The sequence below is a fragment of the Actinoplanes sp. NPDC049118 genome (assembly GCF_040648555.1).
Taxonomy (GTDB): domain Bacteria; phylum Actinomycetota; class Actinomycetes; order Mycobacteriales; family Micromonosporaceae; genus Actinoplanes.
This window is the reverse complement of sequence record NZ_JBEZDY010000004.1, coordinates 363,609-386,625: the sequence shown is the minus strand read 5'-3', so window position 1 is coordinate 386,625 and position 23,017 is coordinate 363,609. Positions and strand designations below refer to the sequence as shown.

At 71.6% G+C, this 23,017-nt stretch carries 22 protein-coding genes; 10 read left to right on the top strand and 12 right to left on the bottom strand.

The features are described from left to right. Positions 1 to 76 precede the first annotated feature (76 nt). Entirely contained in the window at positions 77 to 742 is a 666-nt protein-coding gene (locus tag AB0B58_RS08670; RefSeq protein WP_360219725.1) for a DedA family protein, read from the top strand. A 23-nt stretch (positions 743 to 765) separates the two neighbouring features. Here AB0B58_RS08670 and AB0B58_RS08665 read toward each other — a convergent pair whose 3' ends face one another. The 5 genes from AB0B58_RS08665 to AB0B58_RS08645 all read right to left on the bottom strand — a co-directional run bounded on the left by AB0B58_RS08665 (position 766) and on the right by AB0B58_RS08645 (position 6,077). Beyond that, positions 766 to 1,962, bottom strand: coding sequence for a glycosyl hydrolase family 18 protein (locus AB0B58_RS08665; protein ID WP_360219722.1), 1,197 nt, complete (start codon positions 1,960 to 1,962; stop codon positions 766 to 768). 26 nt (positions 1,963 to 1,988) lie between these two features. After that, positions 1,989 to 3,266 carry a glycosyl hydrolase family 18 protein gene (locus AB0B58_RS08660; protein ID WP_360219719.1) on the bottom strand — a complete coding sequence of 426 codons (1,278 nt, stop codon included), beginning with the start codon at positions 3,264 to 3,266 and terminating at the stop codon, positions 1,989 to 1,991. A 158-nt stretch (positions 3,267 to 3,424) separates the two neighbouring features. Continuing rightward, positions 3,425 to 4,831 (bottom strand): carbohydrate-binding protein, encoded by a 1,407-nt coding sequence (locus tag AB0B58_RS08655; RefSeq protein ID WP_360219716.1) that lies wholly within the window; start codon positions 4,829 to 4,831, stop codon positions 3,425 to 3,427. Positions 4,832 to 4,952: 121 nt separating this feature from the next. Then, positions 4,953 to 5,696 (bottom strand): membrane protein insertase YidC, encoded by a 744-nt coding sequence (gene yidC / locus AB0B58_RS08650; RefSeq protein ID WP_360219713.1) that lies wholly within the window; start codon positions 5,694 to 5,696, stop codon positions 4,953 to 4,955. 87 nt (positions 5,697 to 5,783) lie between these two features. Further along, the gene (locus AB0B58_RS08645) at positions 5,784 to 6,077 is read right to left on the bottom strand and encodes a DUF6412 domain-containing protein (protein ID WP_360219710.1); all 294 of its coding nucleotides are present in this window, start codon (positions 6,075 to 6,077) and stop codon (positions 5,784 to 5,786) included. A gap of 67 nt (positions 6,078 to 6,144) precedes the next feature. On the opposite strand from AB0B58_RS08645, the gene AB0B58_RS08640 reads away from it, so the two are divergent. The 3 genes from AB0B58_RS08640 to AB0B58_RS08630 all read left to right on the top strand — a co-directional run bounded on the left by AB0B58_RS08640 (position 6,145) and on the right by AB0B58_RS08630 (position 10,319). Beyond that, positions 6,145 to 7,311: a glutamate--cysteine ligase gene (locus tag AB0B58_RS08640; RefSeq protein WP_360219707.1), complete on the top strand. Its 1,167-nt coding sequence runs from the start codon at positions 6,145 to 6,147 to the stop codon at positions 7,309 to 7,311. Beyond that, positions 7,308 to 8,687, top strand: coding sequence for an FAD-dependent oxidoreductase (locus tag AB0B58_RS08635; protein ID WP_360219699.1), 1,380 nt, complete (start codon positions 7,308 to 7,310; stop codon positions 8,685 to 8,687). Before AB0B58_RS08640 ends, AB0B58_RS08635 begins: the two co-directional genes overlap by 4 nt. 132 nt (positions 8,688 to 8,819) lie before the next feature. Next, complete coding sequence (locus tag AB0B58_RS08630; protein WP_360219696.1) at positions 8,820 to 10,319, top strand: polysaccharide deacetylase family protein; 1,500 nt, start codon at positions 8,820 to 8,822, stop codon at positions 10,317 to 10,319. Here AB0B58_RS08630 and AB0B58_RS08625 read toward each other — a convergent pair. Next, complete coding sequence (locus AB0B58_RS08625; RefSeq protein ID WP_360219693.1) at positions 10,305 to 11,123, bottom strand: DNA-formamidopyrimidine glycosylase family protein; 819 nt, start codon at positions 11,121 to 11,123, stop codon at positions 10,305 to 10,307. The genes AB0B58_RS08630 and AB0B58_RS08625 overlap by 15 nt on opposite strands. Positions 11,124 to 11,252: 129 nt before the next feature. Here AB0B58_RS08625 and AB0B58_RS08620 point away from each other — a divergent pair, with 129 nt between their 5' ends. From AB0B58_RS08620 to rocD, 4 genes are all read left to right on the top strand, one after another. Beyond that, positions 11,253 to 11,861: an ATP-dependent Clp protease proteolytic subunit gene (locus tag AB0B58_RS08620; RefSeq protein ID WP_360219690.1), complete on the top strand. Its 609-nt coding sequence runs from the start codon at positions 11,253 to 11,255 to the stop codon at positions 11,859 to 11,861. Between the two features lie 116 nt (positions 11,862 to 11,977). Beyond that, on the top strand, positions 11,978 to 12,613 hold the full coding sequence (locus AB0B58_RS08615; protein ID WP_360219687.1) for a hypothetical protein: 636 nt from the start codon (positions 11,978 to 11,980) through the stop codon (positions 12,611 to 12,613). A gap of 268 nt (positions 12,614 to 12,881) precedes the next feature. After that, complete coding sequence (gene ddaH, locus AB0B58_RS08610; protein WP_360219684.1) at positions 12,882 to 13,688, top strand: dimethylargininase; 807 nt, start codon at positions 12,882 to 12,884, stop codon at positions 13,686 to 13,688. After that, complete coding sequence (rocD, locus tag AB0B58_RS08605) at positions 13,682 to 14,896, top strand: ornithine--oxo-acid transaminase (RefSeq protein ID WP_360219925.1); 1,215 nt, start codon at positions 13,682 to 13,684, stop codon at positions 14,894 to 14,896. The genes ddaH and rocD overlap by 7 nt, the downstream gene beginning before the upstream one ends. Positions 14,897 to 14,934: 38 nt before the next feature. Here the strand turns inward: rocD and AB0B58_RS08600 are convergent, their stop codons facing one another. Continuing rightward, entirely contained in the window at positions 14,935 to 16,080 is a 1,146-nt protein-coding gene (locus tag AB0B58_RS08600) for an FHA domain-containing protein (protein ID WP_360219681.1), read from the bottom strand. 80 nt (positions 16,081 to 16,160) lie between these two features. Then, positions 16,161 to 16,454 (bottom strand): 4a-hydroxytetrahydrobiopterin dehydratase, encoded by a 294-nt coding sequence (locus AB0B58_RS08595; RefSeq protein WP_184989650.1) that lies wholly within the window; start codon positions 16,452 to 16,454, stop codon positions 16,161 to 16,163. Positions 16,455 to 16,566: 112 nt separating this feature from the next. On the opposite strand from AB0B58_RS08595, the gene AB0B58_RS08590 reads away from it, so the two are divergent. After that, positions 16,567 to 17,367 carry a hypothetical protein gene (locus AB0B58_RS08590; protein WP_360219678.1) on the top strand — a complete coding sequence of 267 codons (801 nt, stop codon included), beginning with the start codon at positions 16,567 to 16,569 and terminating at the stop codon, positions 17,365 to 17,367. A gap of 128 nt (positions 17,368 to 17,495) precedes the next feature. After that, the gene (locus AB0B58_RS08585) at positions 17,496 to 18,299 is read left to right on the top strand and encodes a hypothetical protein (protein WP_360219675.1); all 804 of its coding nucleotides are present in this window, start codon (positions 17,496 to 17,498) and stop codon (positions 18,297 to 18,299) included. Between the two features lie 34 nt (positions 18,300 to 18,333). Here AB0B58_RS08585 and AB0B58_RS08580 read toward each other — a convergent pair whose 3' ends face one another. From AB0B58_RS08580 to AB0B58_RS08565, 4 genes are all read right to left on the bottom strand, one after another. Continuing rightward, complete coding sequence (locus AB0B58_RS08580) at positions 18,334 to 19,392, bottom strand: 1-acyl-sn-glycerol-3-phosphate acyltransferase (RefSeq protein WP_360219922.1); 1,059 nt, start codon at positions 19,390 to 19,392, stop codon at positions 18,334 to 18,336. Then, entirely contained in the window at positions 19,389 to 20,234 is an 846-nt protein-coding gene (locus AB0B58_RS08575; protein WP_360219672.1) for a patatin-like phospholipase family protein, read from the bottom strand. The genes AB0B58_RS08580 and AB0B58_RS08575 overlap by 4 nt, the downstream gene beginning before the upstream one ends. A gap of 91 nt (positions 20,235 to 20,325) precedes the next feature. Continuing rightward, the gene (locus AB0B58_RS08570; RefSeq protein WP_360219669.1) at positions 20,326 to 21,732 is read right to left on the bottom strand and encodes a glycosyl hydrolase family 18 protein; all 1,407 of its coding nucleotides are present in this window, start codon (positions 21,730 to 21,732) and stop codon (positions 20,326 to 20,328) included. An 81-nt stretch (positions 21,733 to 21,813) separates the two neighbouring features. Further along, entirely contained in the window at positions 21,814 to 23,013 is a 1,200-nt protein-coding gene (locus AB0B58_RS08565; RefSeq protein ID WP_360219666.1) for an ABC transporter ATP-binding protein, read from the bottom strand. Positions 23,014 to 23,017 lie beyond the last annotated feature (4 nt).

The window sequence follows — 23,017 nt, the reverse complement described above, 5'->3', positions numbered from 1 at the left end:
GCAGATACGGCAGGAGCGGTTTGTACCCTGGATCGCGGGTAAGCCGTATCGATCCGACGACGGCGGAGGTCAGCCGATGAGCGTGCCGTATCCCCTGGCGGCCGAGACCGAACCCGGCCAGCTGGGCGGCCTGACCGGCTGGGTGGCCTCGGTCATCGAGTCGCTCGGCGCGGTGGGCGTCGGCCTGCTCGTGGCGCTGGAGAACCTGATCCCGCCGATCCCGAGCGAGATCGTGCTGTCCATGGCGGGCTACCTCGCCAGCACCGGCAAGGTCAACGTCGTGCTGGTCGCGATCGCGGCGACGGCGGGCTCGGTGCTGGGCGCGCTCGTGCTCTACTGGCTCGGGTACGCGATCGGCGAGGAGCGGCTGCGCCGCTGGCTGGACCGCATCCCGCTGGTCGACGCCGACGACCTCGACGTAGCGGACCGGTGGTTCGAGCGCCACGAGAAGGGCGCCGTACTGCTCGGCCGGATGGCGCCGGTGATCCGCAGCCTGGTGTCGATCCCGGCCGGCGCGAACCGCATGAACCTGGGCACGTTCACGCTGCTCACCGCGATCGGCAGCGGGATCTGGAACTGCCTGTTCATCGCCGGGGGCTACGCGCTCGGCACGCACTGGCGCCGGCTCGAGATGTACAGCAGCTACTTCGACTACGCGATCGTGGCCCTGCTCGCCGCCGCGACCGGCTACTGGGTGGTCAAGAAGCTGCGCAAACGCCGGCGCGCGGCCGCGGAGAACTGATCCGCGACCGCGCGCCCGCCCGGTCAGAAGCCGGCGCTGATCCGGGTGAACTCCCAGTCGGACTGCGCGATGCCGCTGCAGTGTGAGACGACGCCGCCGCCGGGGCAGCCGCGGTCCCGGTTGACCGCCCAGAAGGTGAAGCGGGCCAGGTTGTTGTTCTTCGCGTAGTCGCGGATCCGCGTCCAGGTCGCGGGCGTGGTGAGCTCCTGCTGGTCGGAGAGGCCGTTCATGCCGGAGATGCCCATGTGCGAGTACGCCTGCGCGTCGGTCCAGCCGAACGTCGACTTGAGCTGGTTCTTCAGCCCTTCGGTCGCGCCGACGGTGCTCGCGTACATGTCCGCGCCGCCGCCGAAGTCGAACGGCATCTGGGCGAAGATGTCGACGTTGGCGCCCATCGCCTTGGCCTGGTTGATCAACCGGACGCCGTGCACGTTCGGGCCGCTCGGCGTGGTGCCGAAGGTGAGGATCGTCTTCACCGAGGGGTTGTTCTGCTTGATGATCTTCAGCGCGCCGACGATCCGGTCCGCGACCGTGTAGTTCTCGAACTCGTCGGTGTTCTCGATGTCGATGTCGATCGCCTTCAGGCCGAAGGTGTCGATCACCCGCTGGTACGCGCCGGCGAGCGCCTGCGGGGTCGAGCAGTTCGGGCCGAGTTTGTTGCCCTGCCAGCCGCCGATCGACGGGACCACGCTGCCGCCGGCCGCCTTGATCGCGTTGATGGTGCTCTCGTGCACGCCGCCGGTCAGGCCGCCCTCGCCGTCCCAGACCGGGTTACACCCGTTGGCCAGGACGAACGCGATGGTGAACGCCTTGACGCCGGTCGCGTTCATGACGGTCGACGGCGCGGGCGGGTTGCCCCAGCCCGGGTAGATGTACGGCGCGGCCGCCATCTTGGTTCCGGTGGGCGGCGGAGTCGTCGGCCCGGTCGTCGGGGGCGTGGTGGGCGGCGTGGTGGGGCCGCCGCAGGCGCCGTTGTCGATCCAGACGTCCCATTGGCCGCTGTGCGTCGCCGGGCTCTCGTTCTGGTTCCACCACTTGGCGGTGTAGTTGTGGCCGTTCTGCGAGGCCTGGTTGTCCTTGACGTAGACCGCCGTGGAGTTCCAGGCCGGGGCGCAGGCGACGGCCGCGGAGGCACCCGGTGCGAGCACGACCGTGGTGCCGATTCCGGCGACGGCCAGCACTATCGCGAGCGCGGCCGGATACGCCTTCTTCAGTCTCATGGGGATTCCTTCCAGTGGGGGCTGGTTCAGGGCAGGGTGGACAGGTGGGGCTTGATGGTGTTGGCCCAGCCGTTACCGGCGGTGACGTCCCAGTTGATGGACCAGGTCATCGCGCCGCGGATGCCGGGGTAGGTACGCGGCGGCCGGAACGAGCCGCAGTTCGTGCCCCGGGCCAGGCAGTCGAGGGCCTGGTTGACCACGGACGGCGCGACGTAGCCGCCGCCGGCCGCGCTGGTGGTCGCCGGCAGGCCGAGGGCGACCTGATCGGGCCGCAGCCCGGCCTCCAGCTGGATGCAGGCGAGTGCGACCAGGAAGTTCACCGTGCCCTGTCCGTACGCCGCGTTCTGATCGCAGCCGAGCATCGCGCCGGAGTTGTAGTACTGCGTGTGTACGACCGTGAGGATGTCCTTGATGTCGAGCGCGAGCTTGAAGTACGAGCCGGCCGGGTTCTGCATGTCGATGGTCTGCGGCGCCATCGTGATGATCAGGTTGGCGCCGACCTTGGCGCGGAGGCTGCGCAGGGCCTGGCCCATGTACGTCGGGTTGAGCCCGTTCTCCAGGTCGATGTCGACGCCGTCGAAGCCGTACGTCTGCATCAGCGAGTGGACCGAGTTGGCGAAGTTGGTCGCGGCGGCCGCGTCGTTGACGGCGACCGAACCCCGCTCGCCGCCGACCGAGATGACCACCTTCTTGCCGCGCGAGTGCAGCGTGGCGACGTCGGCCTTGAACTGCTCGTTGGTGTAGCCGCCGACGGAGGCCGAGAGCCCGGCGTCGATGGTGAAGGAGACCGCGCCCGGCGTGCCGGTGGCGTCCGCGAAGGCGACCGCGATCAGGTCGTAGGTCGCGGGCACGGCGGCCAGCTTGATCTCGTTGGCCGGGTTGTCGAAGTTCTGCCAGTACCCGGTGATGAAGTGCGCCGGTAGCGTCCCGCCGGGCGGCACCGTGGTGGGCGGCGTCGTCGGCGGCGTTGTGGGCGGGGTCGTGGGGGGTGTGGTCGGCGGCGTGGTTGGCGGGGTCGTCGGGGGTGTGGTCGGCGGTGTGGTCGGCGGGACCGTTCCGCCGCAGGCGCCTTTGTCGGCCCAGACGTCCCACTGACCGCTGGCGGTGGGCACCTCGCCCTGCGTCCACCACTTCGCGGTGTAGTTCCTGCCCTGGTGGGAGGCGGAGTTGTCCTTGACGTAGACGGTCGACGCGCTCCACGCCGGCGCACAGGCGACGGCGGCGCTCGCGGACGAGGCTATGTAGACGGCGGAGCCGGCGGCCGCCAGCGCGGCGGACACGGCCAGGGCAAGGGATCGGCGCATGGGGCGGGCCTTCCACATCGAACAGTTAGGTTTGTCAATTATTAGGACTATTAACAATCCAAGTCCAGACCCCGGCGACCTTAAAGTTCTTTAAGGCGACGGGGCCGAAGGCGCTGGCAGCACCCTCGGCCCTTACACCTAAATATTGAAGAAAGTCGCTACCTGCGGAACTGGATCCAGTTCACATTCACGAAGTCGGCCGGCTGGCCGCTGGTGAAGGTGAGGAAAACCGTGTGCCGGCCGGACACGTTGGACGCGTTGCCCGGCACCGACCGCCAGGACTGCCAGCCGCCGGTGTTGCCGAGCGCGAAACCGCCGATCGGCGCGTTGCCGCGGCTGTCGATGCGCACCTCGATCAGGCCGCTGGCCCCGCCGGCCGCACCCGACGCCACCCGCGCCACGAAGTCCCGGACCCCGCCGGAGCCGAACTCCACGTTGTTGAACTGCAGCCAGTCGCCGTTGGCGATCCATCCGACGTTCTCGCCGCCCTCGGCGCAGGCCTCCTTGGCGACGGCCGACGCGGCGTCGTACGACTCGGCCTGGATCGTCGCGTACGCGTCCCGCACGCCACCCGTCGGCGGCGTCGTGGGCGGGGTCGTCGGCGGGGTCGTGCCGCCGCCGCGGCTGTAGACGGCCACGTAGTCGACGAGCATCGGCCGCCCCGGAACCGTCGCGGCGGTCGGCGTCCCGGTGCCGGCCACGCCGTTCGGGAACGCGCCGCCCATCGCGACGTTGAGCAGGATGTGGTAGCCGGCGTGCCCGGTCATGTTCGTCCAGTGCGGCTCGCCGACCTGGCTCTGGCTGACCGAGTGGTACTGCTGGCCGTCGACGTACCAGCGCAACTGGTTGGGCGTCACGCTGCGGTCCCACTCGAAGCCGTAGGTATGGAACGCCGACTGACAACTGGCACCCGGGCACGCCCGGTTGGCGCCGATGCCGTTGTTCTCGTTGCACGGCCCGCCCGGCGCGACGCCGCAGTGCAGCACGCCCCAGACCGCGTTGATGCCGTTGACGTTCTCCATCACGTCGAACTCGCCGATCGCCGGCCAGCTGTACCGGTCGTTGCGGTACGGCGCGCCGAGCGCCCAGAAGGCCGGCCAGTACCCCGCGGCCTCGGCGCCGGTGACGTTCGGCATCTGAATCCGGCCCTCGATGCGCAGCACCCCGCCGGCCGGCGCCTTGAAGTCGGTCCGCTGGGTCTCGATGCGCGAGGAGGTCCACTGACCGGATCCGTTACGCAGCGGGGTGATCCGCAGGTTGCCGGCGCCGTCGTGTGCGACGTTGGCGGTGCTGTTCGTGTACGTCTGGATCTCGCCGGTGCCCCACTGCGGCGGCCCGCCCGGGTAGCTCGTACCGGTGTCGATGATCCAGTTGCCGGATGACGGCAGGGTGTTGGCCGCGCCGGTGAAATCGTCGGCCCAGACCTGCGACCAACCGGCGGGCGGGGCGGGCAGGGCCGCCCGGGCGGAGACGGCGACGGCCGCGGAGCCGCACGCCGTCGCGAACACGGCCGCGACGGCCAGCAGGCGGCGGCGGTGTTTCCAGGGGGTGGAGGAGGGGGTCATCGCGATGGCCTTTCTCTTCGGCGGTCGGCGGAGAAGGCGCTCATTGATCGACGGACTCGAGCGCGTGAGAGCGCTCTCAAAAAGTTTCCTGCGTGTTACGCACCGTTGTCAATATGAACAACTATCGATTGACCGCGGCCGGCGGACGGCGCAGCACGAGCTGTTCCAGCGCGCTCCAGGCGGTGGAGGTGACCAGGTAGAGCGCGCCGGCCAGCGGCAGCCACGCCACCAGCGCCACGGTGAGGAACGGCAGCACGGCCATGATCCGGCCGACGGCATCGGGATCGAGACCGCCCGGCGTCGCGCCGCCCTTACCGGGCGGCGGAAGGGCCGCCGTCGACGCGGCCGCCAGCTGCCGCATGCGGCGCGACGACCACCAGGCGAGTCCTAGAGCGAGGGCCAGCAGGACGGCGAAGACCGGGAGCCCGGCGGCGAGATGGGCGGTCAGCGGCACCCCGGCCAGGTGCCCGCCGAGCACGCCGGCCGGCACGCCCAGCCCGGGCCGCACCAGGTGGAACATCAGCATGAAGAACGGCGCCTGCACCAGCGCCGGCAGCAGCGCGGCGAACGGGCCGGCACCGTGTGCCCGCCGCAGCGCGAGCGTCTCGGCGGCCAGCTTCATCGGGTCGTCGCGGTGCTTCTCGCGCAGCTCGGCGAGCCGCGGCGCCAGCGCGGCCCCGCGCCGGGCCGAGCGGGCCTGCAGCCAGCTGAGCGGGCTGATCGACAGTCGTACGGCAACGGTGAACACGACGATCGCGAGCGCGGGCGCGAACCCGCCGGCGACCGGCATCAGGAGGGCGGAGAGACCCTCGAGGGCGGAGTGCGCGACACCGACGACGGTGTCCAGCGCGGCGGAGATGGACATGGGCGTACCCCTGCGGTCCGGGCGGAAGGATGGACGCGGAGGCGGTGTGACTCCCGGCGCTCAGCACGCGGCCGGATTCGGCCGCGATCAGCTCGCGGCGAGGCGCGGGAGAAGGACCGCCGGGTACGCCGTCGGCGCTCGGGGACGCGGCCGCCCGGCCGCGTCGGGATCCAGCAGCCGGGGCAGCCGGCCGGCGCGTGCCCGCACGCCTCGCGCCGGGCCCGCGGCGGCGGGGCGCGGCGCCGGCACCGCGGGAACGGCCGCGGCGAGCACCACAAGCATGGCCGCCGCGACGGCGGCGAGGCCGAGCACGAGCTGCGAGGAGGCTCCCGGTGCGGGGCTCTGCACGGCGGCGAGCACCCAGAACCCCAGCAGCAGCATGCCCCGAGGCTACGCGGGGTTCGCAAAGGTCCGTTTTCGGTCGGTGGCGACCGGGTAGAACGAAGGCATGGCAGCTTCGGAGGGCGCGGCAATGGCGACGACGATCTCCGAGGAGATGGCTGGCGAGGCGGAGGCGCAGGACCTACTCACGCTCGGCGTCGAGGAGGAATACCTGCTCGTGAACGCCGACGAGCCGCGGACCGCGGAGGCGGTCGACGAGGTGTTCGCACAGCTCACCGAGGACATCCGCGACTCGGTGCAGCACGAGTACATGCGCAGTCAGATCGAGTCGGCCAGCCCGCCGCAGCTCGAGCTGAGCGACCTCGCCGACTCGATGACGCGGCTGCGGGCCGGGCTCGCCGGCGCCGCCGAACGGGCCGGCGTCCGCCTGGTCGCCGTCGGGGCCGCCCCGGCGGCGGGGTCGCGGGCGCGGATCGTCGACGTCCCGCGCTACCACCGGATGCGCGAACACTTCGGCGACCTCTCCCCCGGCGCCGGCCTGAACGGCATGCACGTGCACGTCAGCGTCCCCGACCCGGAGACGGGCGTACAGATCCTCAACCACCTGCGGCCGTGGCTGCCGATCTTCCAGGCCGCGACCGCGAACTCGCCGCTCTCCGGCGGCCACGACACCGGGTACGCGAGCTGGCGTTCGATGCTGTGGGAGCGCTGGCCGACGGTCGGCCCGACGCCGTACCTGGAGTCGCACGAGCAGTACGAGACGCTGGTCTCGGACCTCGTGGCGAGCGGCGCGATGCTCGACAAGGGAATGCTCTACTGGTACGCCCGGCTGTCGGCGAACTACCCGACCGTCGAGATCCGGATGGGCGACGTCTGCCCCACCGTCGACGACGCGATGCTGCTGGCCGCGCTCGCCCGCGGCCTGGTCTCGACGCTGCTGCGCGAGGTACGCGACGGCAGGCCGGCGTCGAACGTGCCGCATCCGCTGCTGATGGCCGCGCACTGGCGGGCCGCGCACGACGGGCTCGAGGGGCTCAACATCGACATGGCCACCCGGCAGACCCGGCCGGCGTGGCGGCTGATGCGCCAGCTCTTCGAGTACGTGAGCCCGGAGCTGGAGCGCCACGGCGACCTCGAGATGTCCTCCGCGCTGCTGAGCGGCCTGCGTTCGCGGGGAACCGGCGCCGCCCGCCAGCGTGCCCGGCTGTCGCGGCAGGGCACGGTCGCGGACGTGGTCGACTGGCTCGCGGCCGCCACCAGGGGCGAGCGGTGAAGCTCGTCGTCGTCGGCGGCGACGCGGCCGGGATGTCCGCCGCCTCGCAGGCCCGCAAGCGGATGGGCCCCGGCGACCTGGAGATCGTCGCGTTCGAGCGGGGCAACTTCACCTCGTACTCGGCGTGCGGCATCCCGTACTGGATCGGCGGGGTCGTCCGGGACCTCGACTCGCTGATCGCCCGGGGGCCGGAGGCGTTCCGCGAGGCGGGCATCGACGTCCGGACGCGGCACGAGGTGGTCGGGATCGACATGCGGCGGCGCGAGGTGACCGCGCGGGACCTCGAGGGCGGCGGCGAGCTCCGGGAGGGCTTCGACCAGCTCGTGTACGCGGCCGGCGCCGTACCCGTGACGCCCGGCTGGGCGCGGGTCGACGGCGGCGGCGTCTTCGGCGTGCAGACCCTCGACGACGGCACGGCCGTGCACACCTGGCTCGATCGCGATCCGCGGCCGCGCCGGGCGGTCGTCATCGGCGGCGGATACGTCGGTGTCGAGATGGCCGAGGCGCTGGTCCGGCGCGGACTCGACGTGACGCTGCTGGAGCGGGCGCCGCAGCCGATGTCCACGGTCGACGAGGACATGGGCGAGCGGGTCGGCGAGGCGATCCGCGGGCTGGGCATCGAGGTCCGGGTGAAGACGGAGGTGCGGGGCCTGGAGACGGCGAACGGCCGGGTGTCGGCGGTGGTCACCCCGGACGGCGCGCTGCCGGCCGACATCGTGGTCCTGGGCCTGGGGGTACGCCCGAACACGGCGCTCGCCGTGGAGTCCGGCATCCCGGTCGGGGTGACCGGCGGGCTGCGCACCGACCTGCGGATGCGGGTCGTCGGGCCGGAGGGGCACATCGACGGGCTCTGGGCCGCCGGCGACTGCGTGCAGACCGTGCACCGGGTCACCGGCCGTCCGGTGCACATCGCGCTCGGCACCCACGCGAACAAGCAGGGCCGCGTCGCGGGCATCAACATCGGCGGCGGGTACGCGACCTTCCCCGGCGTGATCGGCACCGCGGTGACCAAGGTCTGCGATCTCGAGGTGGCCCGCACCGGGCTCACGGAGTCCGAGGCGGCCGAGGCGGGCTTCGAGTACGTCACCGCCGCGGTGGAGTCGACCAGCCGCGCGGGCTACTACCCCGGCGCCGCCCCGATGGTGATAAAGCTGATCGCCGAACGGCGGACCGGCGTCCTGCTCGGCGCGCAGATCGTCGGCCGCGAGGAGGCCGGAAAGCGCATCGATGCACTGGCGATCGCGATCTGGAACAGGATGCCGGTGGAGGAGATGACCGCTTTGGACCTGAGCTACGCGCCGCCGTTCTCACCCGTCTGGGATCCGGTGCTGATCGCGGCGCGCAAGGCCACGGAGGCGGTACACGCCGCGGGCTGATGCTTATCGTCCGATGTGTCGTCATCAATCCGCTCTGCACGCAACGCCCTGAGCGGCACTGATTACTTCCGGTCACATGATGATCACGAATGTGGTATCGTCTTCGATCTTGTAAACCGGTAGGCATGACGAATGCCGCCGCACCCACCCTCCCGCTCGGCGCCGAAATCCGGACCGCGGCACGCGGCCCGACCGGCGACGCGCGCCCGTAGTGGCGACGCGCTCACCGCGACGACCGGCGGTTTCCCGCACGTCCAGGTCCTCGAGGGCGAGACCGCCAGCGGACGGCACCGACGGCCCGAATCGCTGGCCGACCCCACCGTGTTGCGGCCTCCCGCATCGGTCCGGATCGCCGGCGGACGGCGGGTCGCCCTTGCGCTGACCCCGCGCGGTGCCGGCGTCGGCGGCGCCGCCCGGTCCGCGAACGCGGCGCCGCGGCGCTCGACCGGCGGCGCGCCGCGCGGCCGGCACGCCAAGGCCACCGACCCGCTGGCCATCACCGTGCGCCCGCTGCCCGTCGTCCGGGACGCGGCCGGCGCGGTCCGCGACTGGGCCCTTGCGGACAGCGGCCGCCGGCCCGTCGCCGGCACGCACCGCGCCCCCGGCACCCTGCCGATCGAGTCCTGGCTGCTCGTCGGCCGGCGGCGGCAGCAGGCGCTACTCGCCTCCCTGGTCGCGATCGGACTGATGCTTGTCGTCGTGCCGATGCAGCAGGGCGGCGGCGTCGACATCAACCCGGTGAACGCGGCCGGCCAGGCGGTCGTCACGGCGCCGAAGGCGCCGAAGAAGAAGGAGAAGCCGGCCGGCGAGACGGCCGCACCCGAGCGGGCCGGTGCGCCCGCCGGGCCCACCTCGCCGGCGCCCGCCGGGCCCGCGGGCGAGCAGCCCGCCCCCGCGAAGCCGTCGGCCACCGCGGCGTCCGACGCACCGGCGATCGTGGTTCCGGACGGCGACGGCCCGGCCAAGTCGCTGCGCACCACCGGCACGGCCGCCGTCGCGCTCACCTTCGACGACGGTCCCGACCCGGTGCAGACCCCGAAGATCCTCGAGCTGCTCGCGAAATATCGGGTCAAGGCGACGTTCTGCCTGGTCGGCGACCAGGTCCGCAGGCACCCGGACATCGTCCGGCAGATCGCCGTCGCCGGGCACACGCTGTGCAACCACACGTGGGACCACAGCCTGAGGATCGGCAAGGACAAGCCGGCGAAGATCCACGCCGACCTGCGGCGCACCAACGACGCCATCCGCGCGGCGGTGCCGGGTGCGGCGATCCCGTTCTTCCGCGCCCCCGGCGGCAATTTCACCGACGCGCTTGTCGAGACGGCGTACGCGGACGGCATGACCTCGCTCTACTGGGAGGTCGACCCCCGCGACTGGGAGCACCTCGAGAACGAGGACGACGCGTCACACACCGATAAGATCATCAAGAGCGTGCAGAAGGAGGTCCGGCCGGGCTCGATCGTGCTGTCGCACGACTTCAACCAGCCGGACACCATCCGCGCCTACGACGAGCTGCTGCCGTGGCTGGTCGACAGGTTCGAACTGGGCCTACCGTCCGAGCCGAAGCCGCCGGCCGAACAGCCCGCCGCCGAGGCCCCGGCCGCGGACGCTCCCGCGTCAGACGTCTCCTGAGGCCTGACAGGCGGGACACCAGTAGAGGTTGCGTCCGGCGAGCGGCCCCCGAGCGATCGGGGTACCGCAGACCAGGCACGGCTGACCGGGACGGCGGTAGACGTAGACCTCGCCGCCGTGCCGGTCGACCCGCGGCGCCCGCCGCATGGCCTCGGGCGTGTGCTCGGTGTGGACGGTGTCGATCCGACCATGGAGGACACCCTCCTTCATGAGGGCGCGCAGGTCGTTCCAGAGCTCGTCCCAGCGCTGGGCACCGATCGCGCTGCCCGGCATGGTCGGCGGGAGGCCGGCCCGGAAGAGCACCTCGTTGGCGTAGATGAGGCCGCACCCGGCGACGATGGCCTGATCCATCAGCAGGGCGAAGAGCGGCCTGGTGGCCGCGGCGATCCGGGCGTACGTGATCCGGGGGTCGGCGTCGTCACGCAGCGGGTCCTGGCCCAGGCGCGCGCGCAGCGCGGCGACCAGGCCGGGATCGAGCACCTCGCAGGTGGTCGGGCCGCGCAGTTCGAGCCAGTGCCGCTCGTCGGCCATCCGCATCCGCACCTGCCCGACCGGGGCCGGCACGGGCAGCTCGCCGTCGGCGAACTTGCCATAGAGCCCCAGGTGGACGTGCAGCGTCGCCGCTCCGTCGAAGTGATGCAGCAGATGCTTGCCGTACGCCTCGGTGTCGATCAGGGTCCGCCCGTCGATCCGGGCGGCCCCGGCGGCGAACCGCCCCTGCGGGCTGGCGACCTCGACCGTGCGACCGGCGAAGAGCGCCCGGTGCCGCGCGGCGAGCCGATGAATGGTGTGTCCCTCTGGCACCCGAGAACCCTAGCCGGGCTTTCGCCCTGAGGAGAATCGCTGGGTTCCCCGGCTCCTACCGGGGAAGGTGTATAGGTCGAATGCCGGGTGGGTGCACCACGCGCCCGGCTGGTGCGAGAGGGTGGGTCCATGAGTGTTGACGAGATCGCGATGCGGGCCGGTGGCGCATCGTTTGACGACCAGGTCTTCGAGCGGCTGCTCCGGGAGCGCATCATCTTCCTCGGCAGCGAGGTCAACGACGAGGTGACCAACCGCATCTGCGCACAGCTGCTGGTGCTGGCCTCGGCCGACAGCGAGAAGGACATCGCCCTTTACATCAACTCGCCGGGTGGTTCCATCAGCGCGGGCATGGCCGTTTACGACACGATGCAGTACATCAAGAACGACGTCGCCACCATCGCGATGGGCATGGCGGCCTCGATGGGGCAGTTCCTGCTCTGCGCCGGCACCCCCGGCAAGCGGTACGCGCTGCCACACGCACGGGTGATGATGCACCAGCTCTCCGGCGGCATCGGCGGCACCGCCGCCGACATCGCCATCCAGGCCGAGAGCATGCTGCACATCAAGAAGGTCATGAATGAGCGGATCGCCTTCCACACGGGGCACACCCCGGAGGAGATCGGGACCGACTCCGACCGTGACCGTTGGTTCACCGCCCAGGAGGCGAAGGACTACGGCATCGTCGACCACGTGATCGCCAAGGCCGCCGACGTGTCCGCGACGTCCGCCCTGGTCTGAGGCGTTTCCGCGACGGGCGCCCGGAGGTTCCGGGCGCCCGTCGCGCCGCGTTGTGTCACCTTCGGGCTTTGGGGGTATAGCCACGGGCATCCCCGAAGATCTGAGGAGGTGCTGACGTGAAACTCCCGACGTTCTCCCGCCAGTCCGACACCACCGATCGCCCCGCCGTGGCCACCGGCGGCACCGGCGCCACCGATGCGGTGCGTCCGCGCACCGATCCCCCGACCGTGAAGCCGCCGCCCGCCGCGCCTGCGACGGTCGTCGAGCGCCGCCGCCCGGCCGAGGAACAGACCCTGGTCGACCAGCGCACGACCGACCCCGATCTCAACAGCCGCGACCTGCGGGCGCCCGCGCGCGGGCCCGTGCAGCGGCCCGTCGACTCCTCCGACGAGAAGACGATCGAGCAGCGGCCCGTCGTCGCCGGCCCGAAGCCGCGGGCGAGCCTGCTCGCCACACTCGGGCTGATCGTCAGCGTCGCCGCCGCCCTGCTCGTGCTCTCCGGGCCGCTCCTGGGGTACGGCATCGGCCTGGCCGTGCTCGGCCTGGTCCTCTCGCTCGGCGGCATCTCCGCGACCGGCAAGCGGCACATCGCCGGCAAGACAGACGCGCTGATCGGCATGGCCCTCTCGCTCGGCGCGATCGTCGTCGGCGTCTTCGCCCTGACCGGCTCGCTCTCCTGGCTCGGCACCGACATGCAGCCGGTGACGAGCGTCCGGGAGTGGCTCGACGCACAGTTTGTGAACCGCTTCTGACGGGCATTTGATCTTCGCCGGCGGCGATGCGTCGCCGGTGAATCCGGAACCGGGGCGGCCTCGCGGCCGCCCCGCCCCGGCGTCTTCGGCGGTTCGCCGGAAAGCGGCCCCTGAGCGGGGCCGCAAGGCTGTGCGGGGGTGGCGGTTCGCCGCCCCCGCCGCCCATGCAACGAATCTCCGCGGAGGGCTCTGATCACGCAACGATCCGCCGCTGCGCGCATGGTTGTTATAGGGCGTACGCAGGCACTTCGCGCATAGCGTTGCCGTCATGACGCCCACCGCCACTCCGCGCCGCTACCTCATGTGCCGGCCCACGCACTTCGCCGTCACGTACCGGATCAATCCGTGGATGGATCCGACGGCGCCCTACGACAACGCCCTGGCCGTCAGCCAGTGGGAGAACCTGCGCCAGACCTTCCTCGACCTGGGCCACACCGTCGACCTGATCGATCCCCTGCCGGGCCTGCCCGACATGGTCTTCGCCGCGAACGGCGCGACCGTCGTCGACGGCAAGGTGCTCGCCGTGCAGTTCCGCGACGCCGAGCGGGCCGACGAGGCCCCGGCGTACGCCGCCTGGTTCGCGGGCGCCGGATTCCAGGTGTTCGAGTCGAAGCACACGAACGAGGGCGAGGGCGACATCCTGCTCGCCGGCGACGTGCTGCTGGCCGGCACCGGCTTCCGCACCGCGCACGCCGCGCACGCGCAGACCCAGGAGGTCTTCGGCCGCCCGGTGATCACGCTCCAGCTGGTCGACCCCGCCTACTACCACCTCGACACCGCGCTGTGCGTGCTGGACGAGCGCAACGTCGCCTACCTGCCGTCCGCCTTCTCGCCGGGCTCGCAGGCCGTCCTGCGCCGGCTCTTCCCCGACGCGGTCATCGCCACCCCGGCCGACGCCGAGGTGCTGGGCCTCAACGCCGTCAGCGACGGACGTACCGTGGTCCTGCCGGTGCAGGCCACCGCGCTGGCCGCCGCCCTGCGCGAGCGCGGTTACGAAACCGTCGGCGTCGACGTGTCCGAGCTGCGCAAGGCCGGCGGCGGACCGAAGTGCTGCACCCTGGAGGTTCGATCGTGACCGACCTTGACCTGCGGACGCCCGCCGCGCTGGCCGACGCCGAGCGCTGGACCGCACACAACTATCACCCGCTGCCGGTGGTCATCGCCGACGCCGAGGGTGCCTGGGTCACCGACGTCGACGGCCGCCGCTACCTCGACTTTCTCGCCGGCTACTCGGCGCTGAACTTCGGACACCGGCACCCCGAGCTGATCAACGCGGCGCACGCCCAGCTGGACCGCCTCACGCTGACCAGCCGCGCGTTCGTGCACGACCAGTTCGCCGACTTCTGCCGCGGGCTGGCCGAGCTCTGCGGCAAGGACCTCGTGCTGCCGATGAACACCGGCGCCGAGGCCGTCGAGACCGGCATCAAGGTCGCCCGCAAGTGGGGCTACCAGGTCAAGGGCGTGCCCGACGGGCAGGCGGAGATCATCGTCGCGGACGGCAACTTCCACGGCCGCACGACGACGATCATCAGCTTCTCCACGGACACCGACGCGCGCGACGACTTCGGGCCGTACACCCCGGGCTTCCGGATCGTCCCGTACGGCGACCTGGCGGCGCTGGCCGGCGCGATCACCCCGAACACGGTGGCCGTGCTGCTCGAGCCGATCCAGGGCGAGGCCGGCGTGCTGGTGCCGCCGGCGGGTTACTTCGCCGGCGTGCGCAAGCTGTGCGACGACTCCAACGTGCTGTTCATCGCCGACGAGATCCAGTCCGGCCTGGGCCGGACCGGCAAGACGTTCGCGATCGAGCACGAAGCGGTCGTCCCGGACATGTACCTGCTCGGCAAGGCGCTCGGCGGCGGCATCGTGCCGGTGTCGGCCGTGGCGGCGAACCGCGACGTGCTCGGCGTGCTCAAGCCCGGCGAGCACGGCTCCACCTTCGGCGGCAACCCGCTGGCCTGCGCGGTCGGCGCCGCGGTGGTCCGGCTGCTGGCGACCGGCGAGTTCCAGGAGCGCTCCGCGCGACTGGGCGCCCGGCTGCACGAGGGCCTGAACGCGCTGGTCGGCAAGGGCGTGCTCGCCGTGCGCGGGCGCGGCCTCTGGGCCGGGGTCGACATCGACCCGGCGCTGATGACCGGCCGGCAGGTCGTCGAGCGGCTCGCCGCGCGCGGGGTGCTGGCCAAGGACACACACGGCTCGACGATCCGGCTGGCACCGCCGCTGGTCGTCACCGAGCAGGACCTGGACCACGCGGTGGCCCAGCTCGCCGCGATCCTGGCGTAGGGCCGATTAAGGGGGGAGGCGGCGCGCCGCCTCCCCCCTTAACGCTCGAACTTGCGGATGGCCATCGTCGGAGCCTCCGCCATGACCGACGACGGCTGCGTCACGCCGCCCGTCGACCACAGCTTGGCGCGTCCCACGTTGACGCCCCCGTAGAGCTCCACCACGTCGTTCGCCGCCAGGGCGCGGGTCTCGTCACGGTTCAGGGTGACCCGCTGGTCGTCGTCCAGGGAGCCGCCCGGGCGGATCCCCGTACCGTTGGTGCTCACGTCCTGTGCCGTCAGCTCTCCGCCCCGCAGGCTCAGGCGCACGTGGCCGCGGCTGATCCACTTCCGGGCGTCCTCGGTGAGCCACTGGCCGAGCATGATGCCGCCGCCCTCGGGGGCGCGGCCCACCACGACCGGCTTGTCCTCAGACACCACGAAGCGCTGGCGCACCACGCCGTCGATGCGTACCGAGAGCACCTCGACCGCCGGCCGCGCACCGGCGTCACGCAGGCGCGTGCCGTGCCGCGGGCAGGTCGGCGCACCGGAGCGCAGCGACGGCGGCGGCTGCGCGACCGGAGCGGTGACCTTGCGCATGTCGGCGAACGGGCTGTCCGGGTCGCCGCCGGAGTCGAAGGCGTTGCAGTTCGACTCGGGGCAGCTCCAGACCCGGGCGAGCAGCTTCTGCCCCATCGGGGACGGCTCGCCGACGGCCGGGATCTCACCGCGGCCGACGCGGGCCACCAGCACCGGGCCGGCCGCGCCGGAGACCGCCGCGAGAAGCCGGCCCGGCTCCTCGACCCACGGACGGCGGTCCCGGAACTGTTCGGCGCGGTTGCGGGTCAGCACGGGCAGCCCGAGCAGCTCGGCCACCTCGAGGACCCGGTCGTCGAGCTGGGGCACCACCTCGACCACGCCGTCGTCCGCCCAGCGCCGGACCACCATGCGCTCGTTCGAGGTCAGGTCGGCGTCGGAGAGCAGGCCGCGCGGGACCACCGCGTACACCGGCACGTTCTCCTCGGAGACATGCCGGCCCAGCGCGTCGATGACCAGGCCCAGCCGCAGCATGCTGGCCGGGCGCCCGCCGTCGAGGTCGGCGTAGCGCACGATCTCGGAGAGGTCGACCACGGCGCGGGCGAGGGCCGGGTCGGTGGTGAGCCGGGCCTCGATGGCGTCGAGGACCTTGCTGACCTCGAATCTCACGGGGCCTCCCTGAACGTGCGCATGCGGCTACCTCCGGCCATCATGCCGTCTGGTCCCGGTGCGCCGCGAATCAGGGCGCTTCAGGACGCGTCGGCGAGGATCCGGTCGATGCGGTTGGCGAGGGCGATGTCGCGCGTCGTGACGCCCCCGGCCGAATGCGTGACGCAACGAAAGGTCAGGGTGCGCCAGCGGATGTCGATGTCCGGGTGGTGGTCCATCTCTTCCGCAACCTTCGCGACCCGGTCGACCACCGCTATCGCCGCGGGAAAACTGCGTAGGCCCACGGTGCGCACGATCGCGTCGGTGCCGCCCTCCCAGCCGTCGAGGACGGCCACGGCACTGCGTACGGAATCGGCGTCGAGCAGGTCAGCCATGACTCAACCTTAGTGCCCGGGCGCCGCCCGGCCGTGGCGGCCCGGACCCCGATGTCGCACCCCTTCGCTATCTTGGGCGCCGAAACATGGGGGACGACGGGGAGGAACACACATGATTAATCGACGGTTGGCGATCGCCGGGCTCACCCTGGTGACCGCACTCGGCCTGGCCGGGTGCGGCCCGAACGACGATAAGGCGAGGTCGGGCACCGGCGCTCCCGCGGCGGGCAGGGCCGCCGAGGCGGCCGCCGACGAACTCGACCCCGCGGCCGCACTCGCGGCGGCCGCCAAGCGCCTGGGCGAGCAGAGCATGCGCATCGACATGGACATGGCCGGCGCGATCAGCATGACCGGCGTGGCGGACCCGAAGGCGGGCGTCGCGGAGATGTCGATGGACATGGGCGCCCTCGGCGACGGCACCAAGGTCGAGCTTCGCAAGGTGGGCCAGGACGTCTACATGAAGTTCGGCGGCTCGATCGGGAAGTCGCTGGGCGGCGGCAGCGGCAAGCCGTGGATGCACGTCGACGCGACGAAGATCACCGAGGGCAGCAGCTTCAACATCCTGCCGAAGGCCGACCCCGCGGGCACCAAGGCGATGATCGCCGCGATGACCAAGGTCGAACGGGTCGGTGAGCACGGCTTCAAGGGCCTGCTCGACCCGACCAGGATGCCGCAGTACAACAAGAGCCTGAAGGCGCTCGGCACCAAGGCGGGCGAGATGCCGTTCACGGCGAAGACGGACGACCAGGACCGGCTCACCGAGCTCACCCTGGACATGAGCGCGCTCGGCGCGGGCGCCGGCAAGGTCAAGACCAGGTACTCGGACTTCGGTACGCCGGTCTCGGTCGAGGCGCCGCCGGCCGCACAGGTCGCCGAGCTGCCGAAGGAGCTCTCGGGTCTGATCCAAGCCTGATCGCCGGCCGGGCCGGACGGGCTCCCGCCCGTCCGGCCCGGTGTCCGTTTGCACGGCAGCCGCATCGGGCACTGCACCTGTCGACCGTCGTCACCCCCGGACGACCGGCAGGGCAAGGAAGGACCGACATGCGGACGCCACGACTCGCCGGCCTCGCAACGATCGCCGCGGTCGCCATCGCGGCGAGCGGCTGCTCGGCTGCGAACGACGCCACCCCGGGCGGCGGCGCTTCGGCGGCAGCCACACCCAGCGCCTCCGGCAGCGCGGGACCCGCCGACCCGGCCGCCGCGGCCGAACTGGCCTCCGCCACCGCCGCACTCGGCACCACCAGCTTCAGGGTCACCATGACCTCCGGGCCCGGCTTCAAGCTGAACGCCCTGATGGACGCCCCGAACGGCGTCGGCACCGCCGACCTCACCGCGACCGGGCCGAACACCGAGATCAACATCAAGACCCTGCTCGTGGACCAGGACCTCTACCTCCAGGTCGGCGGCATCACCAAGGCCGGCACGTGGACCCACGTCGACGTGTCCCGCCTGCCCGAGGGCGCCGACGTCGGCCTGCGCCCCGGCCAGATCGACCCGGCCGACACGGCCCGGCTGCTGAACACCACCACCGACGTCCAGAAGCTCGACTCGCGCAGCTACCGGGGCACCCTGGACCTGTCGAAGGCCGCCGGCGTCGCGGGCGTGGACCAAAAGATGATCGACACCTGGGGCGCGCAGGCGCAGGACGTGCCGTTCACGGCGGGCCTCGACGACCAGGGCCGGTTGTCGGCGCTGACGATCCAGCTCCCGGCGGTGAACGGCCGGCAGACCCCGCCGCTCGAGGTGCTGTACACCGACTACGGCGTCAAGGTCGACGCGAAGAAGCCCGCCGCGGGACAGATCACCGAGGCGCCGGACAGCCTGTACACCAGCCTGGGCGGCTGACCGCCGCGCTGGAGTCGAACGCCGGGTGGTTCTCTCAGGGAGCCACCCGGCGCCGTGTGATCCAGTCGGAGCCGAGCGGCCGGGACCGCGGCTTGTTCTCCTCGATCCAGGCGTCGATGCGCGCCCACCAGTCGTAGAGCCAGAGCACGCGCTCCTCCTCGCCGGCCGGTATCTCCTCCGGCGGTACGCTCCAGAACCGCATCACCAGCTGCTTGTCCATCGGCAGCTCGCGCCACACGTCGCCGACCGTGACCATCCGGTCCAGCCCGGTGTGCGCACAGAAGATGACCCCGGCGTCCGGCGCGGCGTCGATCGCCGTGAACAGCCCCGTGGGCTTCGGCGGCAGCACGTTGCGCAGGCCCTCCGCCCGTACCGCGATGTCCTCCATGCCCCGGGACCGCAGGAACGCGATCGCTCGGATCCGCCGGCGCGGGGTGAAGTTGCCGCCCTCCGGAAAGATCACGAACGCGTCGTTGTCGTCCAGGCCCGTGGCCAGTTCGCTGATCTCCTGCTCCAGGGAGCGGGTATGGGTGTGTCCGGGCGAGATGAACCTGTTGGGGAGCCGGTTGAGCAGGATGTCGACCGCCGGATCCCACTGCAGCGCCGCCTTCAGCACGATCCGCGGCTCCCGGTCGAACCAGTTGACCAGCCCGTGGATCAGGATGAACGAGTCGCCGGGCCCGGCATGCCGGCTCACCACGATCTCCGGCCGGCCCGGCATGCCGGTGTCCGGGTCGGTGCCGACGATGTCGACGCTCAGGTGCAGAGACCACTTCGCCAGCCAGAACAACACGCCGAGGAACCGGCCGGTCAGCACATAGTGCGCACGCTGGAACGCCGCGCTGCGAATCTTCCACCCGAACCCGGACGCGAACCACAGCGCGGCGAGGCAGACGAGCGCGGCCGCGTCCCACACCAGGTAGACCATCGCCAGAAATGCCAGCCGCGGCACCCGCAGACGCCCCGGCACAAGCGGCGACACCGCGAGCGCCAGAAGCAACCAGACCGGCATCGTCGTGAGCATCAGGACGGCGAGCACCACGACCAGCGGGGCGATCACCAGCCGTCGGACCCAGACCGGCGGCAGCATCAGACGCCGTCGGGCCGGGCGGTCACGTTGGCGGCCAGGTAGCGACGCGACGCGGTATAGGCCCGGCTGATCCGCCGGCCGGCGGCCGCCATGTCCCGGTAGGCCCACGGCGAGTCGTCGCGGCTCTCGCCGCCCCCGGTCGGTAGCACATGCACCCGTACATCGTCGGGCAGCGACGCAACATCCCGCGCGAACCGATGTCGCCGAGCGATCTCGAACGCCACCTGCGCCACCTCCCACGGCCGCTTGGGCACCGCCAGGGGTCGCTCGATCCGCCCGACCTGGAGCACGAAGATCTGCTTGGCACCCACCCGCACAGCCTCGCTGATCGGGATCGAATTGACGATCCCCCCGTCCACGAAGTGCTCGCCGGAGATCTCCATGGGCGGCAGCAGCCCCGGCACGGACGACGAGGCGAGAACGGCATCGACCAGCGGACCGCTGTCGAACCAGTGCTCGGCGGCGCGCTCGATGCTGGCGGCGCAGCAGCGGAAGGGCACCTTGAGGTCGGCGAAGTCGCAGTGCTCACCCAGCTCCGAGGTGAGCAGGCGGCGCAACGGCAACGGCGAATGCAGGTGGGTCCGCGCGGCGAAACGCCGCAGCTGCCGGGCCAGCGAATCGCCGTAGACCTCCGCCGCCTCGGGCGAGGACCAGAGCCGGACGAGCCGGCCGGTGACGGCCTCGGACGGGTCGGCGGCGACCAGCGCACCGTTCACCGCGCCGATGGACGTGCCGATCACGACGTCGGGTCGATAGCCGGCCCGGAACAGGGCACGCAACATGCCCACCTGCACGGCGCCGAGCACGCCACCCCCGCCAAGCACGAACGCAACCGGCCCATCCATGCGCTCATCGTGTCACGGCGTGAACGCCGTCCCCGCCGGGCCGCGCGGGCCCGCCACCAGGCGGGCCCGCCGGCGTGGACGGTCGCGGCGGTCAGCCCAGGCCGTTGAGGAACGGCTCGTGGCTGTTCCTGAACTCCCAGCTGTAGAACCTGTCCCAGTTGATCGACCAGGTCATCAGGCCGCGGAAGCTCGGGTTGGTGCCGCTGCGCACCGTGTAGCCGCCGCAGTTCACGCCCTTGACCAGGCAGTTCACCGCCTGCTGGACGCCCGCCGGTGCCACGTAACCGTTGCCGGCGCTCACCGACGACGGCGCGCCGAAGGCGATCTGGTCCTCACGCAGGGCCGGGAACATGTTGGCGGTGTTGCCCGCGACCGGGAAGCCCGCGAGCATCATGTCCGTCATCGCGATGTGGAAGTCGGCGCCGCCCATGCTGTGGTACTGGTTGTCCAGGCCCATGATCGAGCCCGAGTTGTAGTCCTGGACGTGCAGGACCGTGAGGTCGTTGCGCATGGCGTAGATGACCGGGAGGTAGGAGCCCGCGCGCGGGTCCTGGCCGCCCCACGGCCCCGAGCCGTAGTACTGGTATCCGAGTTGGACGAAGAACGTCTCCGGAGCCATGGTCAGCACGAAGTTCGCGCCGTACCGGGACTTCAGGGAGCGCAGCGCCGCGATGAGGTTGACGATCACCGGGGTGGTCGGGTTCTTGAAGTCGGTGTCGCCCGTGTTGAGCGACAGCGAGTGGCCCTCGAAGTCGATGTCGACGCCGTCGAGCCCGAACTTGTCGATTATGGCACCGACCGACGTGACGAACCGGTCGCGTGCCGCGGTCGTGGTCAGCTGGACCTGGCCGTTCGCGCCGCCGATCGAGAGCAGCACCTTCTTGCCCGCCGCCCGCTTCGCCCTGATCGCGGCGATGAACTCGGCCTCGCTCTCCACGCCCGGGCATTCCGCCGCGGGGCAGAGGGTGAAGCGGATGTCACCGGAGGTCGCGCTGGTCGGCTCGCCGAAGGCCAGGTTGATGATGTCCCAGTCCGCCGGCACGTCGGCCATCCGCAGGTAGCCCGAGCCGTTGGCGAAGCTGGAGTGCAGGTAGCCGATGAGCGCGTGCTTCGGCAGCCCCGTCACCGGCGGCTGCGTGGTGGGCGGTGGGGTGGTCGGCGGTGGGGTGGTCGGTGGCGGCGTGGTGGGCGGTGGGGTGGTGGGAGGCGGCGTGGTGGTGGGCGGCGGGGTGGTGGGCGGGGTGGTGCCGCCGCAGGCGCCGTTGTCGATCCAGACGTCCCACTGGCCGCTGTGCGTCGCCGGGCTCTCGTTCTGGTTCCACCACTTGGCGGTGTAGTTGTGGCCGTTCTGCGAGGCCTGGTTGTCCTTGACGTAGACCGCCGTTGAGCTCCACGCCGGGGAACAGGCGGCGGCGGCGCTCGCGGACGAGGCTATGTAGACGGTGGAGCCGGCGGCCGCGAAGACGGCGGACACGGCCAGGATCAGTGAGCGGCGCATGGGGGTGGCCTCCACGTCGGGATATCGACAGTTGGCCAATTATTAGGACTGTTAACTGATTCTGTCCAGTGATGGCAACAATTACCGGGCGGCGAATCGGATCCGCCGGCCGCCGCGGTCGAAGAGCAGCAGGTCGTCCAGCCCCACCCCGACGGCTATCCGCTCGCCCCGCACGACCCGGCCGGGCGTCGAGATCCGGGCCATCACCTCGCCCATCGGCGGCGGGTCCACCGCGTCGTACGCCGGGTAGAAGCCGTACGGGGTGCTCGGCGCGGGCGCGGCGGCGCGGGCGGACGGCGGCTGCATCCACGGGCTCGGCACCCCGCCGACGTCGACGTGCGCCAGCAACTCGTGCCCGAGGTTCTCCACCGCGCACACCGTGCCCCGCAACGTCATGCCCTGCGAGCCGGGCGAGAGTGCCCGCAGCGCCACGGTGACCCGCTCGGTGTGGTGGCCGGCCAGCACGGCCGTGCGCGGATCACCCACCGGCAGCTCCAACACCTGCGAGCCGAGGTCAAGCACCACCCGGCAGCCGTCGGCGTAGACGGCCGCCTCCAGCAGGCTGGTGCGGGGGGTGCCGAGGAACGCCGCCACGAACAAGGTGTCCGGGTCCGCGTACACCTCGGCGGGTGGGCCCACCTGCTGCAGGACGCCGTACCGCAGGACCGCCACCCGGTCGGCCATGCTGATCGCCTCGATCTGGTCGTGCGTCACGTAGACCGTGGTGACCCCGAGCCGCCGGACCAGCGCCACGATCTCGCCGCGCAACGCCGAACGTGCACCCGCATCCACATTCGACAGCGGCTCGTCGAGCAGGAAGACCGCGGGATTGCGCACCAGCGCGCGTGCCATCGCCACCCGCTGCCGCTGGCCGCCCGACAGGTGTTCCGGATAGCGGCTGAGCAGGTCGCCGACGCCGGCGTTGCGGGCCGCCTCGGCGACCCGCGGGCCGATGTCCGCCGCCGGGACCGGCACCGTGCGCAGCGGAAAGCCGATGTTCTGGGCGACGGTCAGGTGCGGGTAGAGGGCGTGGTCCTGGAAGACCATCGCGATGCCACGGTCGCGAGGGTCGATCTCCGTCACCGGCACGCCGTCGAACAGCACGGCACCCGAGGTCGGCTCCTCGATCCCCGCGAGCAGGCGCAGCAGCGTCGACTTGCCGCAGCCCGTCGGGCCGAGCAGCACCATGAACTCGCCGGGCGCCACGTCCAGATCGACGTGGTCCACCGCGACGACGTCGTCGAAGGTCTTCGTAAGCTCGCGCGCGGCGATCGCCACCATGCCC

Bases quoted from the DNA above. Each gene is read 5' to 3' on its own strand.
- AB0B58_RS08585 (WP_360219675.1), top strand. From the start codon at position 17,496: ATGCGGACGCCACGACTCGCCGGCCTCGCAACGATCGCCGCGGTCGCC.
- AB0B58_RS08640 (WP_360219707.1), top strand. From the start codon at position 6,145: ATGGCAGCTTCGGAGGGCGCGGCAATGGCGACGACGATCTCCGAGGAG.
- yidC (WP_360219713.1), bottom strand. From the start codon at position 5,696: ATGTCCATCTCCGCCGCGCTGGACACCGTCGTCGGTGTCGCGCACTCC.
- ddaH (WP_360219684.1), top strand. From the start codon at position 12,882: ATGACGCCCACCGCCACTCCGCGCCGCTACCTCATGTGCCGGCCCACG.
- AB0B58_RS08645 (WP_360219710.1), bottom strand. From the start codon at position 6,077: ATGCTGCTGCTGGGGTTCTGGGTGCTCGCCGCCGTGCAGAGCCCCGCA.
- AB0B58_RS08595 (WP_184989650.1), bottom strand. From the start codon at position 16,454: ATGGCTGACCTGCTCGACGCCGATTCCGTACGCAGTGCCGTGGCCGTC.
- AB0B58_RS08630 (WP_360219696.1), top strand. From the start codon at position 8,820: ATGCCGCCGCACCCACCCTCCCGCTCGGCGCCGAAATCCGGACCGCGG.
- AB0B58_RS08670 (WP_360219725.1), top strand. From the start codon at position 77: ATGAGCGTGCCGTATCCCCTGGCGGCCGAGACCGAACCCGGCCAGCTG.
- AB0B58_RS08620 (WP_360219690.1), top strand. From the start codon at position 11,253: ATGAGTGTTGACGAGATCGCGATGCGGGCCGGTGGCGCATCGTTTGAC.
- AB0B58_RS08590 (WP_360219678.1), top strand. From the start codon at position 16,567: ATGATTAATCGACGGTTGGCGATCGCCGGGCTCACCCTGGTGACCGCA.
- AB0B58_RS08665 (WP_360219722.1), bottom strand. From the start codon at position 1,962: ATGAGACTGAAGAAGGCGTATCCGGCCGCGCTCGCGATAGTGCTGGCC.
- AB0B58_RS08565 (WP_360219666.1), bottom strand. From the start codon at position 23,013: ATGGTGGCGATCGCCGCGCGCGAGCTTACGAAGACCTTCGACGACGTC.
- AB0B58_RS08660 (WP_360219719.1), bottom strand. From the start codon at position 3,266: ATGCGCCGATCCCTTGCCCTGGCCGTGTCCGCCGCGCTGGCGGCCGCC.
- AB0B58_RS08570 (WP_360219669.1), bottom strand. From the start codon at position 21,732: ATGCGCCGCTCACTGATCCTGGCCGTGTCCGCCGTCTTCGCGGCCGCC.
- AB0B58_RS08655 (WP_360219716.1), bottom strand. From the start codon at position 4,831: ATGACCCCCTCCTCCACCCCCTGGAAACACCGCCGCCGCCTGCTGGCC.
- AB0B58_RS08575 (WP_360219672.1), bottom strand. From the start codon at position 20,234: ATGGATGGGCCGGTTGCGTTCGTGCTTGGCGGGGGTGGCGTGCTCGGC.